Raw genomic sequence first — 15,303 nt, 5'->3', positions numbered from 1 at the left:
CAGGATAGAGAATGATTAGCCGATATAGGAAGGAATATTCATGTCAAAATCGCTCAAGTCATGCTATAATATAGAAAAACAACAGGAATAGGGGGAGGGGAACCCTTTGACTCCAAAGAAATCAAAATCACACTTACCATTACGTTTAAATATACTGTTTTTCTTAATCTTTTTGCTGTTTGCTTTTTTAATTATACAGCTTGGTGTTGTTCAAATTTTGCATGGGGATGCAGCACAGAGTGAAGTCAACCGGACGGAAGACACAACGATTTCTAATCCTGTACCAAGAGGAGAAATTTATGATCGTTATGGTCGTCTGCTGGTTGAAAATGAACCAAGATACGCCATTACCTATACCCCTCCAAAAAATGTTCAGCCAAAGGATAGACTGGAACTTGCAGAAAAACTGTCAAAATATATACAAAAGAAACCGGATAAGGTTACTAAAAGAGACAAACAGGACTACTGGATTATGAAAAATAGAAATGAAGCATACAGTCGTCTATCTTCCAAGGAAGAGGATTTAAGTGATGAGGAACAATACTATGCAGTCCTCGACAAGGTTACGGAAGAAGACTTACAGCAATTAAGTGAAGAAGATTTGGAAATTATTGCGATTAAACGGGAACTGGATCAGGCGCCCGCTTTAACACCGCATGTCGTTAAAAATAGTAATATTTCAGAAAAAGAATATGCAACGGTTGCCGAGCATTTAAGTGAACTGCCTGGAATAAATGTAACGACCGACTGGAAACGAAACAAAATATTTCATCCGACTTTCTCGAATTTTATTGGAGGTATGACCTCATTGGAAGAGGGACTTCCTAAAGAAAAACTGGATTATTATCTTTCCCGGCAATATGGTCGAAATGAAAGGGTTGGGGAAAGCTTTCTGGAAGAAGAATACGAATCCACCTTAGCCGGTCAAAAAGAATTGGTGGAATATGTTACGGATAAAGAAGGAAATATCATTGATTCAAAGCTTATACGCGAAGGCAAGCAGGGAAAAAGCCTGAAACTCACTATTGATATCGAGCTGCAGAATCGGGTCGATGAAATTGTAAGAGAAGAAATGAAAAAAATTATTGATAAATATCCAGGTAAGAATCAACACTTTAAGGACGCTTTAGTTGTCATGTCTGATCCTAATACAGGCGAAATTTTAGCGATGTCCGGTCAGCACTATGATCACAAGAAGGATGAGTTTTCAGATCAGTCCTATCGAACCGTCTATGATGCACACCGTCCTGGATCAGCTATTAAGGGGGCAACGGTACTTGCCGGTTTTGAATCAGGAGTCATTCGTCCCGGCACAACTTTTTACGATTCCCCGATTAAAATTGCAAGTACACCTGAAAAAAGTTCCTATCGTACACTGGGATATGTAAATGATTTGGATGCCCTTGCTAAATCTTCAAACGTTTATATGTATTATATAGCTCTCAGAATGGGTGGAGATTATACCAACTACCGATATGTAAAAAATGAATCATCTAAAGTTAAGAACAGTTCTAAAACTCTGCAGGATTTGCGTTATTATTTTAATCAATTTGGACTTGGTGTAAGTACAGGCATTGATCTTCCCTATGAAGCAACAGGCTACAAAGGTGATAATCCAGGTCCGGGATTGCTTATGGACTATGCTATTGGGCAATTTGATACCTACACAGCGTTACAATTAAACCAGTATGTTTCAACCATTGCCAATGGCGGATATCGACTTCAGCCACAATTAGTACAGGGAATATATAATTCAACCGCTAATGGTGAACTAAATCAATTGTATAAAGGGATTCAGCCAAAAGTCTTAAATCGAATTGATATGAATGACAAGTATCTGGATCGAGTTCAGGAAGGCTTCAGGAGAGTCTTTCAGCATCCGGACGGGACTGCAGATCATGTTTTTGCGAATAAGTCTTACAACCCGGCAGGAAAAACGGGAACAGCAGAAAATGAAATCTACGGCGAGAACGAAAAAGGTGAAATTGAAAAGGTTGCCGATGTGGAAAACCATAATCTTGTAGGTTATGCACCTTACGATGATCCTGAAGTGGCCTTTTCCATTATTGTTCCGAATGTCGGACTGGATGCCAGTGATGGTATAAACTCCAAAATTGGAAGCCGTATTTTAGATGCTTATTTTGAATTAAAAGAACAGAGAGAGAATAAAGGGATCAATATGGAACTGAATCAAATGATAAATGAAAACAGCAGTGAAACCGAGCAGAATGGCTAATGGCCATTCTGCTTTTTTTGTGCAGAGAACAAACAGACCTGTGGTTAAGAATTCAGGCATAATCACGTCTCGAACAACACTCAGCGATTAACGTTTTGCCTTATCCCGCATGACCTGAACACTAAGGAATGCTCCTAAGAATTAGCATCGCAGAAGCAAGTGTACTTTCTTGCTTCGAGTTGCCTCCGCTTTCCTATGTCCAGCTGCGGGGCCTAGACCCTCGCTGATGTAAGCAAGCCCCACTACGCGGCTGGAGCCGCTCCATGGGGCTTGCTTACACAGTCGGGTCTGGACAAGTCCCCTACGCTTTTCTTGTCCAGCTGCGGCTCCCGGGCCCTAGCGGTCATAAGCATAATCTCCTACATGGCCAAAAGGCGGCCACTCCGGATATTTTGTCGGGCCTAAACAGTCGCCTCCGCTTTTCTATTACCTTTACGTTTTTTTTACATTAGGTTTATATGAGGTTAATAGTTTTGGATTATTATTAGTTTTGTAGTTAGGAAATGAACTCAACAAATGAGGGGGAAGAGGAAATGTGGAAGCAAAAGAAGTTGGTTATTTTGATGATGATGGTTTTGACCATTGGGATTTTAGCAGCCTGTGGGGATAGTGGAGAACCAGACGAAGAAGCCAATGACACACAAAGTGCAAATGCAAATGAAGAAAATAGTGATGGAGAGGATAGTTCCCTGTCCGGTACTGTAAAATTAGCAGGATCTTCAACCGTATTTCCTATCATGGAATATGTAACTTATGAATTTACGAAGGAATATCCAGAAGTTGATACTCCGCTTGAGAGCATTGGTTCAGGTGGGGGATTTGAAAGGTCAACTAAAGGTGAAATTGACTTTAGTAATGCTTCCCGTCCAATTAAGGAAGAAGAAAAGGCAATTGCTGAAGAAAATGGAATTGAACTAATCGAAACGGTGTTAGCCTATGATGGTTTGTCCGTCGTTGTGAGTCAGCAAAATGACTTTTTGGATGAACTAACGGTTGAACAGTTAAGAGATATTTTCCTTGCAGAACGCGGAAATAAAAAATGGTCTGATATTGATCCTTCCTGGCCTGACGAAGAAATTGTGATTTATTCTCCAGGGCATGATTCAGGAACATTTGATTACTTTAATGAAGCGATTCTTGAAGAAAAACCAATGCGTGAAGGGGAAGGAGTAACCCTTTCAGAGGATGACAATCTACTGGTAAGAGGTATTCAAAATGATCCATATGCCATTGGATACTTTGGTTATGCTTACTATGTTGAAAACAAAGATACACTTAAAGCTCTAGCTATCGATAATGGAAATGGGGCCGTTAAGCCAACCCCTGAGACGATTCAGGATGGAAGTTACAGTCCTTTATCCCGTCCGCTGTTTACGTACATCAACCGTGCATCTTTAGAGGATAAGGAAACAGTACAAGCATTCACGGAATTCTTACTTTCAGGTGCAGCAGCGTCTGGTGCCGAAGAAGTTGGATATGTGGCGCTTCCTGAAGAGAAATATCAGTCACAATTAGAAGAGTTACAGTCCATTTACGAATAAGTAAGGGTATATAAAGAACAAGTGAGGACAGGAAGTTACTGTCCTCTATTCCGCTTTTAAAAGGATGAAAGGATGAAAGGGGTTCAAGTATGGCTATTCAGCAGACAGAATCAAACACGTGGACCATTCAGGATAAAATGAATGCCAGAAAAGAAAGACAAAAAAAGCTAAGAAAACTTGAAAAACTTGTTCCTGTATTTTTGTTTTTATGTGCAATTGTTTCCATTTTAACGACATTAGGTATTTTATATACGTTAATTAGTTCAGCTGTTACTTTTTTTAGTGAAGTATCGTTCTCTGAATTTTTTCTGAATACAGATTGGAAGCCGTGGTCAGGTTCATTTGGAATTTTACCTTTGATTACCGGAACACTCCTGATTACTGGAATTGCTATTCTGGTTGCTGTTCCATTGGGGCTGGCATCAGCTATTTTTCTGAGTGAGTATGCAAGTGATCGAACAAGAAGAATTGTAAAGCCTCTTATTGAAATCCTGGCAGGTATTCCTACTGTTGTTTACGGGTTTTTTGCTCTGACATTTGTTACGCCGTTGTTACAGAATGTGATTCCGGAACTTAAAATTTTTAATGCTTTAAGTGGGGGGATTGTAGTAGGAATTATGATTATTCCCATGATTGCATCCCTGTCTGAGGATGCAATGAGTGCAGTGCCGAATAGCATTCGTGAAGGAGCTTATGCACTTGGAGCTACACGGTTTGAAGTAGCCATGAAGGTTGTGGTTCCTGCTGCTTTATCAGGAATCATCGCTTCATTCGTGTTAGGAATTTCAAGAGCTATTGGGGAGACAATGATTGTTACCATCGCAGCCGGTCAGTCTCCAAATTTGACGCTTGATCCGACTCAATCCATCCAAACCTTAACATCGTTTATTGTGCAGGGTACCTCAGGGGATACAGCTTATGGTTCAACGATCTATTATAGTGTGTATGCAGTAGGAATTACACTATTTGTCTTTACGCTAGCCATGAATTTTCTGTCACAATATATTTCCCGTAAATTCAGGGAGGAATACTAATGTCTATACCAAATCAAGTGGATATGTACAAAAGAAGAAAGCGAAGAACAGCAAAAAATAAGTTATTTCATGCCCTGTTTTTTGCAGCGACTACTATTGGATTGATAGTTTTAGTGATGTTAATTTACCGAGTACTCTCACAAGGTATGGGGAGTTTATCGTGGGACTTTATTCGTAATTTTGCAGCACCTTACCCGGAAGAGGCCGGACTTTTGGCCGGCATCATCGGCTCTCTTTATCTAATGGTCATTGTTGCATTATGTTCGATTATCATAGGAATTGCTACAGCTATTTATTTAGAAGAATACGCAAAAAAAGGAAGGCTGACATCTTTCATTCAGATGAATATTCAGAACCTGGCAGGAGTACCGTCTGTTGTATTTGGCTTACTTGGGCTTACCTTTTTTGTCTATGTGCTGGACTTTGGCTATTCTCTATTAACCGGAGGACTTACGATGAGTCTTCTCGTTCTTCCTATTATAGTCGTTGCATCTCAGGAAGCTTTACGTTCAGTACCTGGTGAGTTAAAAGAGGCATCAGCGGCTATGGGAGCATCTAAATGGCAGACGATTTTCAGGGTTATTTTGCCTGCTGCCTTACCTGGAATGGTTACAGGCTCTATTTTAGCTTTGTCAAGAGCGATCGGAGAAACAGCTCCTCTTCTAATTGTAGGAGCGGCAACAGCTATCTACTCACTCCCGGATTCAGCGCTGGACTCGTATACGGTTATGCCTATACAGATATACAGCTGGATTAGTAAACCAGGAGATGAATGGCCTTTACTAGCGGCAGCCGGAATTATTATATTGTTAATCATTTTGTTAATCATGAACGCTATCGCTGTCTATATTCGAAATAAATTTCAACGTCGTTATTAATTACTAAGGAGGTACAGGATAAATGACTACGCTGGCAAAACCGGTAGTAAATAAACAAGTTGAAAAGAAGCCAATGGAGAAAAATTCTGTTTTTGAAGTGACAAATCTTAATTTATGGTATGGAGCAGACCAGGCTTTATATGATATTACGATGAATATAGCTGAAAATGAAATCACAGCTATTATTGGTCCGTCTGGATGCGGGAAATCAACATTTATAAAGACGTTAAATCGCATGGTTGAAATGGTTCCGATTGTGAAAACATCGGGCTCGATAAAATACAATGAGGAAAATATTTTTGACTCAGGATATAGTGTAGAAGACCTCCGAACAAAGGTAGGTATGGTGTTTCAAAAGCCGAATCCATTTCCAAAATCAATCTATGATAATGTTGCCTATGGACCACGAATTCATGGGATTAAAAAGAAAAAAGATCTGGATATCATCGTAGAGAAGAGTCTTAAAGATGCCGCACTGTGGGAGGAAGTAAAGGACCGTCTGGGTGAAAACGCCTATGGCTTATCAGGTGGACAGCAGCAGCGGTTGTGTATCGCCAGGTGTCTCGCTATCGAGCCTGATGTGATTTTAATGGATGAGCCGACCTCTGCATTGGACCCGATCTCTACACTGAAGGTTGAAGAGCTTGTTCAAAATTTACGAGAAAAATACAGTATCGTCATTGTCACCCATAACATGCAGCAGGCAGCGCGAATTTCAGATAAAACAGCCTTTTTCCTAAATGGTGAGTTAGTGGAGTTTTCTGATACCAATCATTTGTTTTCCAATCCGGACGATAAACGCACAGAGGATTATATAACAGGCAGGTTTGGATAATAGAGGAGGCTAATCAATGGCAATACGCGAGAACTTTGAAGGGGATGTCCTGAAAGTAAACGAGTTAATTCAGGAACTGGCTGAAATGAGTGATTCAGCATTAAAGAAAGCGGTTGAAAGCTTATATCAAAAGGATGTTAGTAAAGCTCAGGCAATCATTGAAGAGGATGATAAAATCGATCAAAAAGAAATGGAAATTAATGAAAAAACCATATTATTAATTGCGAAACAGCAGCCCTTTGCAAAGGACCTAAGAAGGCTTATTATTTCCCTCAAAATTTCATCGGATATAGAAAGAATGGCTGATCATGCTGTTAATATTGCCAAGTCTGCCATCCATCTGGGGGATGATCATCCATTGAGCATTCATTCAATGATTGCTGTGATGGCCGAGAAAGCAAGGGAAATGTCAGCGTTAGCCATAAAAGCCTTTAAAAATGAGGATATTTCACTTGCCAGAAAGCTTGCTGAAATGGATGATGAAATCGATGAAATGTACGGTACTGTTGTCAGGGAAATGCTTGATGAATCCGCATCTAATCCGCAAATCAACCAGTATATGATGCAAATGGCTTTTAGTGCAAGGTTTATTGAACGCTACGCAGACCATATTACGAATATTGGAGAAAATATCTTTTATTTAGTAAAGGGCGAAACCTATGATTTAAACGAATAATAGTAAAAACCACAGTCCTGCATACGGGACTGTGGTTTTTAGAGTTTAGTTTGTAATGGTTTCAGCAATCTGATAAAAGTCCATATCCGAATGAACCTCAAAACTGCCAATTTGGACGGCCTTTTCATAGCCGTGTTCAGCTAAGTAAGACTCAAATTCTCCAGCATTATCGATCATTTGCTTTTCTTTAAGTAAATTGGCTACCTCACTTGTCGCCATTCCTGATTCGATATCAATAGTAACGGTTATTCTGTTCTTGTTCTTTTCTTTACTGTCTTTATTCGTTTTCTCATCATCTTTTGCAGGATTGTCTATATTATTGACAATTTCCAGTTGTTCCTGTTGATCAGCTAAAGTCTGATTTAATTGTTTCCATTTTTTTTGCTCCACAACATGGAGCCCTTCATTTTCCAGGTAGGTTGTGGCCTTTTCTGTGGTCAGGGCAGCCTCTTCATTAGCAGAGCTGGAATCCCCCGCAAAATAAATAACCCCTATCAAAACGGTCGCAGTAAGAATTCCCAGAGCAAATGAGCGTAAAATATATTTCATTTTAAGCCTCTCCTTCCTGCTGGCCCAGTTCAACAGGATATAGCTGATGAATGATGGCTCGAACATCATGAACTTTTAAGTCTGTACTTTTGGCAATTTGATCGATGGAAAAGCCTACATCGTACAGTTTTTTAATTTGCTGATAAATGGCCGGCTGGTCATCATCATCAGAGGAAGGAGAAGGGATATCAGTATTTTCTGTAAATGCTGAATCTGTGAGCAATTCTTCTTCCAAAACTTTTATTTTGTTTTTTAAACGATAGGATTCCTGCAAAGACGTAATTGATATGTCTTCAATTTGATCCTCAAGATCCTTAATTTTATCATTTGTAAAAAAGGAGAGGATAAATAGTACAAGACTTACTGCTCCTAATGTAATTAATGCTATGATCATGATAGACACTCCTTTAGTTTATTTATACCATAGAATAATAGAATAGGGAATAAGGGATTATTACCAATTTTCCATGTAGAAAAATAGGACTTTTCCACGTTGTAATGGCAGTTATCACCTCTGCTTTAAAAAAATGGAATTGAAACTGCTTAACTAGGATAAAGAAGAATGAAGGGAAATTTTCTGACGTCCATACCTTGAATACCCGAGAAAGATTTGGTATTATAAATTAGTCTTATGATTATTATGACTTATGCACGAAGATGAATTGACAGATAGGAATGGAGGGAAAGAACCATGCGAGTACAAGTGACTTTGGCGTGCACTGAATCCAGTGACCGTAACTATATTACAACAAAAAACAAACGAAACAATGCAGAGCGTATTGAAATGAAAAAATTCTGCCCTCGTTGCAACAAACATACATTGCATCGTGAGACTAAATAAGTAAAAAAGAGTGTTGATGTCCTTTTGAGGATTTCAAACACTCTTTTTTTTCATGAACTGGCCGTAATACCTCCACTGACGGAAGTTTCACTTAATAAAAATGCATGTATTTAATAAAGGTGGTTCATATGGATAAAAAGGAGTTGCGCAGACAGGGAATTCAAAACCTGAAGAGTCTCAGTGAAACTCAGCGTGCACATTTATCAAAGAAAATTTCAAATCATGTCATCGATACCGAATGGTTTCACAAAGCTGATATTATAGGCGTAACTGTATCCAAATCCTTTGAACTGGACACGTCTTATCTTATACATAAAGCCTGGGAAACAGGGAAAAAGGTCTGTGTACCGAAATGCTATCCAAATCAGAATCATCATATGAAGTTCTTTATCATCACCAGCTTTGATCAATTGGAAAGGGTGTATGCAGGTCTTTTAGAGCCTGATCCTGATCAAACAGTAAAAATCCCAGGGGATCAGATTGATCTTCTTATTGTTCCCGGCATCTGGTTTGATCGGGAAGGCTATCGAACAGGCTTTGGCGGAGGGTATTATGATCGATTCTTAAAAGATTTTAAACATGTGACGATATCACTCGCTGCCAATAGCCAAATTCTCCCTGCTGTTCCAAGAGATGACTATGATATGCCTGTGCAGCATTTGGTTACAGAGGATGGTGTCCTGTTTTAATTATAGTCCCCGTTCATACCGAATAAACGAAAGGGAAAAACACATCCTAAACATAACGATTATGAAGGGGTGAAGGATGTGCGTTACTTAATCATCTTTTTATTACTGGGAGTACTGGGCGTTGGCATCTTCTTTATTTATCAAAACCGGATGAAAGTTATGAGGTTTATCATTTCCGTCGATGTACTACGAAAAATCTCCACACGTATATTTATGAAGTTACCGGGAATCAGGGAAAAATTTCTGGCTTCAGCCTTCTCACGTTCAGCAACCTAAGCTGAACGTGTTATTTTTTTATTTTTCTATTGTATTCATGGTATGATGGGCTTAAGGAGTGTGGGAGATGTATATTCACGATGAATATTATTTTTGGCGAATTGCTCAGCAGCTGATGATGAAGCATCAATTTGAGCTGCTGCAGGCAAATGAACAAACCCATGAAATCTGGTTTCATAAAACGATAGATAAAAAGACCGTGGTTGTTCGTTTGTTTTTGCAGAACTTTGATTGGGCCAATCACTTAAAACGGGATATTACTTCTGTATTAGGAAGAGTAAAAAATATTCAAAGTTCCCTCAGAAAAAAAGAGGTTATCATTCATAATCTGTACATATCTGAACTTGAGCCCGTTGATGATTGGGAATTTCTAAAAAAGCCGATGCAATTAAAAGATAAGAAAGGTCTTATCATACATACCTACTATCTTGATGAGCAGAATCGGATGGAAGAATTAAATCGATTTTTTACGGGTATAAATGCTGAATCACCGGAAGTTATTCTCCCTGAGGATGAAGAGACCACCGTTAATCAGATTCAGGAAATAAAAAGGCAGATGATGAACAATCATCGCCAACAGCAGAAAGAAATCGCCTCTCTTTTCAACCATGGCAAGCCGGTTCTAACCTATCTACTGCTGGTCATAAATGTACTGGTATTTTTCTTTCTTGAAATGCAGCCTGGCGGTTCACAGAATACACAGAACCTTATTGAATGGGGAGCAAAATTTAATCCTTATATGGTAGAAGGGGAATGGTGGAGAATCCTTTCCTCCATGTTTCTGCACATTGGTTTTGCCCATATTATTATGAATATGCTGGCCCTTTATTATCTTGGTAATACCGTAGAACGCATGTATGGATCACTTAAATTCTTTTTAATTTATTTTCTGGCAGGTATTTTTGGCGGTTTAGCAAGCTTTGCTTTTAATGATTCCGTAGCAGCCGGAGCATCTGGTGCTATTTTTGGTTTGTTCGGTGCTTTGCTGTATTTTGGATTTGAACATAAGAAGCTATTCTTTCAAACAATGGGGACGAATTTATTATTTATCATCGGCTTAAATATCGCTATGGGATTGTCTGTTCCCGGCATTGATAATGGAGCTCATATGGGTGGATTGGCAGGAGGATTTCTGGCTGCAGCCCTTGTACAAATGCCTGAACGAAGAAGAACGATGATTCGAATTGCATCCTTCATTGTATATGTGACAGTTGCATCCGGACTGCTCATTTATGGAGCTGAGCGGACGAATGCTTCCACCAATCCGCAGACGGCTATTATTAAGGCCAGTGAATATTTTGAAAACGAAAAATATGAAAAGGTCATTGAAGTACTGGATCCGGTTATTGAGAATGGCGAAACATCCAATGAAATTCTGTATTTTAATCGGGCGAATGCTCACTATTTATTGAATCATTTAGAGCAGGCAAGAAAAGATTTTGAGTCTGCCATTCAGATAAATCCCGAGCTTGCCAATGCTCATTTTAATTTAGCCTTGGTCTATAGTGATCTGGAACAGTACGATAAAGCCCGGGAGCATGCCGGAAAAGCTGCTAGTTTAAAGCCAAATAACCAGGATTTTCAAAACTTAAAGGACCGTTTAGGAGAATTCCGGAACTCTTTGAATTAAACGATGATTTTGTCCGCTTTCATCTCTGAATAAAACATAAATGAACTTTCCTTTTTTATCGACTAAAATTAGCGGCATATAGGTATTGATTGCATTATATTCCTGATCCTGGTGACTTTTAATACCGATAATATAATTCTGATAAAGGCCTTCCCACAATTGACCAATGACTTGATCTGTCTGTTTTCTGGTTAATGTCGGGAGGGTCTTTTGCTGATATTGCCACAGATCAGCAAGTGGAATTTCCAGATAATCCTCACTCGATAATTCGTAATGCCGCATCAATTCATTCCAATAGTGATTTAATGCCTGTGATTTGGTCCGGTTTAGTGTTTTTTTCCACTCTTTTTCATTTGAATTGCCCGGTTCTTTAAATGACTCCAGCGGTGAATGGGGGGAATCAATAACATAAAGTTCATCATGACTCATCTTCTGGATACTTTTTATTACATCATCGGGATAGTGGAGCTCGCCATGATGAAGGGTAATGGCTTCATAGTGACTGCTGTCTTCCCCGTTTAGCAAAGTTTCCTGTTTAAGCTCATTGGCTTTTTCCTTCCATTGATTCAAAATTCCTTTTAACTTTCCATCTACAAATAATAAGGAAACATCCTGACGCAAATAGATGTCCTGCTCCAGATTAGATTGAATATCCCACTGAAGCTTATAGGAATCTTCATCTGTCTGGGAAATCAGAGATAAATTTGTGGAGTGATCCGTGAATTTTATATCCTCATCAAAAGGAAAATATTTAATGACTTTTTGCTTAGGATCATCAAAATTCACAATAAGTAAGGAAAGAATCAGAATAATAAGGAAAAAATTACTGATTTTTTTCATAAAAAGTACCTTCCTTCTGAAAGCTTGTCTTCACTTAAATGTATGACAGACCGGTTTTTAATATGAAATGTATGTTAGGACAAATTTTACGAAGACTATATAAGGGCAGAATTTATTATATAGATTAGATAGGTGAGATTATGTCTGAAAAACAACCAATGATGAAGAGCTATGATCGCAATGTTAATTATCTGAAGGACCGATTAGCTGTTAACAAAAGCTTTGACATCATTAATTTGGATTTGGAATATGCAGATCGTCGAATGGCCATGTTTATGGTAGATGGATTTGTTAAAGATGAAATTTTACATTATATTATGAAGCTTCTATCCAGACTTGAACCCGAACAGCTGGAACCGGATCCTTTTGAAAAGCTCTTTAAAAAACATTTGCCATATATTGAAATTGACTACGAAGAGGATTTAAATAAGGTAGGCGATTTAGTTCTATCAGGCCCGACGGCATTAGTCGTGGAAGGCATGTCAAAAATTATCATGATTGATGCACGTACCTATCCAGTACGTGGACCGGCTGAGCCTGATCTGGAGCGGGTTGTGCGTGGGGCCCGGGATGGATATGTGGAGACAATCGTTTTTAATACAGCTTTAACAAGAAGACGTGTACGTGATCGCTCCCTAAGAATGGAATACATGCAAATTGGCAGACGTTCAAAAACAGACATTTGTTTATGCTATCTGGAGGATATTGCTGATGACAGAAATGTTCAGCATTTAAAAAAGACTCTGGGCAGTATTGATACAGACGGTCTCCCTATGGCAGAAAAAACCGTTGAGGAATATATAGGAGGCAGGCACTGGAACCCTTATCCTACGATTCGCTATACAGAAAGGCCGGATACTGCATCTGCTCACTTGTATGAAGGGCATGTGCTCATCATTATTGACGGATCTCCAAGTGTGATTATTACACCGGCGACCTATTGGCATCATCTTCAGCATGCCGAGGAGTACCGCCAGAAACCATTTGTCGGTTCTTATCTGAGATTAGTCCGGTTTGTTTCTGTTTGGCTATCATTGTTTGTTTTACCCTTATATTATCTTTTATCGACCTATCCTTCACTCTTACCAGAGGGTCTTGAGTTTATTGGCCCCAGTGAGAAAGGAGCCTTACCATTACTGGTGCAGTTTATTATAGCTGAACTGGGAATTGATATGCTCCGGATGGCTGCTATTCATACACCTTCCGCACTGGCTACTGCATTAGGTCTGGTCGCAGCTATTATGATTGGACAGGTAGCAGTGGAAGTTGGATTGTTTTCGAATGAAGTTGTGCTTTATTTGGCGGTAGCTGTTATGGGAACCTATGCCACCCCAAGCTATGAGATGAGTCTCGCTAATCGCCTGTCCAGATTGCTTTTTCTCATCATAGCGAGTATCTTTGGTCCGACAGGCTTTGTCGTAGGGATAACCATTTACCTTCTATATTTAGTTCAAATCAAGGCTTTCGATGTACCTTATCTCTGGCCGTTTATTCCGTTTGATTATCGGGCTATCCGGGATATTGTTCTCCGGGCACCTATGCCCCTTAAAAATCGCAGACCTACCTTTCTGCATCCTAAAGATCCTGACCGCTAATGAAAAGCGGTCTCTTTTTTTATTTCATTTTATCCCTGTCGTTGCTATAATAAAGTCAGGTGATTTTATGAATAGCATTTATGATGTAAGACAATTATTAAAAAGGTTTGGTACCATTATCTATATTGGGGATCGATTAGCCGATTTAGAATTAATGGAAGAAGAAATTAAAGAATTATATCAGGCAAAATGTATTACGACCAAGGAATATCAGATGGCTATCCTGTTACTTCGGCAAGAAATGGCTGAACTGAAGCAACCTGAATAATTACAGCATATAAAAGGATGAAGGAATATGCAGGAAACTTATATTATTGGTGTTGATATTGGAGGCACAGCAATAAAATTTGCACTTATTGAAGAAGATGGGAAAATCAATCATAAGTGGGAGATCCCTACAGAAAGAAAAGACCAGGGTTCCTATATCCCTGAACAAATTGCCAAGTCAGTAAAAGAAAAACTGGCAGAGTTACATATAACAGAACAGCAGATTTTGGGGATTGGAGCCGGTGCCCCAGGATATGTAGATGTACAAAATGGTGTAGTGTATGAAGCCATCAATCTAGGGTGGAAAGATTTTCACCTAAAGCAGCGGTTGGAAGAATTTTTAAACATGGAAGCCTACATTCTGAATGATGCCAATTTAGCTGCCTTAGGAGAACATTGGACAGGTGCTGGCCGTGATTCTGACCAGCTGATTGCTGTCACGCTTGGAACGGGTGTAGGTGGAGGAATTATTGTCAACGGTGAAGTGATTAATGGGGTTAATGGGACCGGCGGTGAAATAGGTCATATTACAGCAACCCCTCACGAAGGACCAAAGTGTAATTGTGGCAGGCAAGGCTGTATTGAAACCTATGCTTCCGCAACGGGGATTACCAGACAAGCTCTTCACGTAATAGAAACAGACCAGAACACAACTCTTAAAGATGAATATCAAGCGAAAGGAAAGCTTTCCTCAAAGGATGTATTTGAACAGGCGGCTAAAGGGGATCAGGCTGCACAGTCGATTATTGATTATACAGCAGATGTACTGGGAAAAATGCTGGCCGATCTTGCTGTATCTATTAATCCGTCCAAAATAATTATCGGCGGCGGTGTTTCCCAAGCGGGAGAACAGTTGTTACAGCCAGTCCGGAAGTCCTTTCACTCTTATGCATTGAAGCGAGTTGCAGATGTCTGTCAGATTGTTCAGGCTGAGCTTGGAAATGATGCAGGAGTTGCAGGTGCAGCCTACTATGTAAAACAACGGAAACAATTTTGAAAACATATAACAAAGACTTAATATTTGAATAACAAAGATGTGTCGTTCCAACATGGGACTACACATTTTTTTTAAGAGTGAATATCGTATTGGATGTTCATAACGTGATGAATGGATAAGAAAGTCATGAATTCTTAATCAAAGTGTAAAGGAATATAATGGAAAATATCCTTGACTTCAACACATAAAACGTTAAAATATAGTAGTTGAATTGTTGGTTAAAATTTTGCGGAAAAAATTCAATTCATAACGTAGGGCTTGATGAATTAAAAATCGTTTATAAGCTGGAAAGAGAATTCGGCAATAATATAAAAATTGATGAAACATTTTCTGTGCCTGTATCGTCATAATATACAGATAGAAAAACTAGGAATATATGAAATATATCAACTATAAATTGGGATATGAGGAGGGCAGTA

Annotated in this window: 16 protein-coding genes; 13 read left to right on the top strand and 3 right to left on the bottom strand. The window is 39.1% G+C overall.

All coding sequences use genetic code 11. The annotated features are described in order from the left end of the window. Positions 1–106 precede the first annotated feature (106 nt). The 6 genes from ABD006_RS02095 (at position 107) to phoU (ending at position 7,200) form a co-directional block, all read left to right on the top strand. The gene (locus ABD006_RS02095) at positions 107–2,236 is read left to right on the top strand and encodes a peptidoglycan D,D-transpeptidase FtsI family protein (protein ID WP_343837017.1); all 2,130 of its coding nucleotides are present in this window, start codon (positions 107–109) and stop codon (positions 2,234–2,236) included. A 533-nt stretch (positions 2,237–2,769) separates the two neighbouring features. Continuing rightward, positions 2,770–3,777, top strand: a complete 1,008-nt coding sequence (locus tag ABD006_RS02090) for a PstS family phosphate ABC transporter substrate-binding protein (protein WP_343837014.1) — start codon at positions 2,770–2,772, stop codon at positions 3,775–3,777. Between the two features lie 89 nt (positions 3,778–3,866). Next, positions 3,867–4,811 carry a phosphate ABC transporter permease subunit PstC gene (gene pstC, locus ABD006_RS02085; RefSeq protein ID WP_343837011.1) on the top strand — a complete coding sequence of 315 codons (945 nt, stop codon included), beginning with the start codon at positions 3,867–3,869 and terminating at the stop codon, positions 4,809–4,811. Next, positions 4,811–5,689 (top strand): phosphate ABC transporter permease PstA, encoded by an 879-nt coding sequence (pstA, locus tag ABD006_RS02080; protein WP_425542170.1) that lies wholly within the window; start codon positions 4,811–4,813, stop codon positions 5,687–5,689. The genes pstC and pstA overlap by 1 nt, the downstream gene beginning before the upstream one ends. A 22-nt stretch (positions 5,690–5,711) precedes the next feature. Next, positions 5,712–6,524: a phosphate ABC transporter ATP-binding protein PstB gene (gene pstB / locus ABD006_RS02075; protein ID WP_343837009.1), complete on the top strand. Its 813-nt coding sequence runs from the start codon at positions 5,712–5,714 to the stop codon at positions 6,522–6,524. A 16-nt stretch (positions 6,525–6,540) separates the two neighbouring features. Further along, the gene (phoU, locus tag ABD006_RS02070; RefSeq protein WP_343837006.1) at positions 6,541–7,200 is read left to right on the top strand and encodes a phosphate signaling complex protein PhoU; all 660 of its coding nucleotides are present in this window, start codon (positions 6,541–6,543) and stop codon (positions 7,198–7,200) included. Between the two features lie 45 nt (positions 7,201–7,245). Here phoU and ABD006_RS02065 read toward each other — a convergent pair whose 3' ends face one another. Both ABD006_RS02065 and ABD006_RS02060 read right to left on the bottom strand, forming a co-directional pair. Further along, positions 7,246–7,749, bottom strand: coding sequence for a hypothetical protein (locus tag ABD006_RS02065; RefSeq protein WP_343837004.1), 504 nt, complete (start codon positions 7,747–7,749; stop codon positions 7,246–7,248). A 1-nt stretch (position 7,750) separates the two neighbouring features. Next, a complete protein-coding gene (locus tag ABD006_RS02060) occupies positions 7,751–8,143 on the bottom strand; it encodes a hypothetical protein (protein WP_343837002.1) in 393 nt (130 codons plus the stop codon). A 297-nt stretch (positions 8,144–8,440) separates the two neighbouring features. Here ABD006_RS02060 and rpmG point away from each other — a divergent pair, with 297 nt between their 5' ends. The 4 genes from rpmG to ABD006_RS02040 all read left to right on the top strand — a co-directional run bounded on the left by rpmG (position 8,441) and on the right by ABD006_RS02040 (position 11,185). Then, complete coding sequence (gene rpmG / locus ABD006_RS02055) at positions 8,441–8,590, top strand: 50S ribosomal protein L33 (protein WP_162038818.1); 150 nt, start codon at positions 8,441–8,443, stop codon at positions 8,588–8,590. Positions 8,591–8,718: 128 nt separating this feature from the next. After that, positions 8,719–9,279 (top strand): 5-formyltetrahydrofolate cyclo-ligase, encoded by a 561-nt coding sequence (locus tag ABD006_RS02050; RefSeq protein ID WP_343836999.1) that lies wholly within the window; start codon positions 8,719–8,721, stop codon positions 9,277–9,279. A gap of 78 nt (positions 9,280–9,357) precedes the next feature. Next, the gene (locus ABD006_RS02045; RefSeq protein WP_343836997.1) at positions 9,358–9,555 is read left to right on the top strand and encodes a hypothetical protein; all 198 of its coding nucleotides are present in this window, start codon (positions 9,358–9,360) and stop codon (positions 9,553–9,555) included. A 67-nt stretch (positions 9,556–9,622) separates the two neighbouring features. Next, entirely contained in the window at positions 9,623–11,185 is a 1,563-nt protein-coding gene (locus tag ABD006_RS02040) for a rhomboid family intramembrane serine protease (RefSeq protein WP_343836993.1), read from the top strand. Here ABD006_RS02040 and ABD006_RS02035 read toward each other — a convergent pair. Then, entirely contained in the window at positions 11,156–12,025 is an 870-nt protein-coding gene (locus tag ABD006_RS02035; RefSeq protein WP_343836991.1) for a hypothetical protein, read from the bottom strand. The genes ABD006_RS02040 and ABD006_RS02035 overlap by 30 nt on opposite strands. 140 nt (positions 12,026–12,165) lie before the next feature. On the opposite strand from ABD006_RS02035, the gene ABD006_RS02030 reads away from it, so the two are divergent. The 3 genes from ABD006_RS02030 (at position 12,166) to ABD006_RS02020 (ending at position 14,884) form a co-directional block, all read left to right on the top strand. Continuing rightward, positions 12,166–13,620 carry a spore germination protein gene (locus ABD006_RS02030; RefSeq protein ID WP_343836989.1) on the top strand — a complete coding sequence of 485 codons (1,455 nt, stop codon included), beginning with the start codon at positions 12,166–12,168 and terminating at the stop codon, positions 13,618–13,620. A 67-nt stretch (positions 13,621–13,687) separates the two neighbouring features. After that, positions 13,688–13,888, top strand: a complete 201-nt coding sequence (locus tag ABD006_RS02025; RefSeq protein WP_343836986.1) for a YqgQ family protein — start codon at positions 13,688–13,690, stop codon at positions 13,886–13,888. 27 nt (positions 13,889–13,915) lie between these two features. Next, positions 13,916–14,884, top strand: coding sequence for an ROK family glucokinase (locus ABD006_RS02020; protein WP_343836982.1), 969 nt, complete (start codon positions 13,916–13,918; stop codon positions 14,882–14,884). Positions 14,885–15,303 lie beyond the last annotated feature (419 nt).

It is taken from the genome of Salinibacillus aidingensis (assembly GCF_039522525.1).
Taxonomy (GTDB): domain Bacteria; phylum Bacillota; class Bacilli; order Bacillales; family Alkalibacillaceae; genus Salinibacillus; species Salinibacillus aidingensis.
The sequence above is the reverse complement of the archived record's forward strand: the minus strand, read 5'-3'. Positions and strand labels throughout refer to the sequence as shown.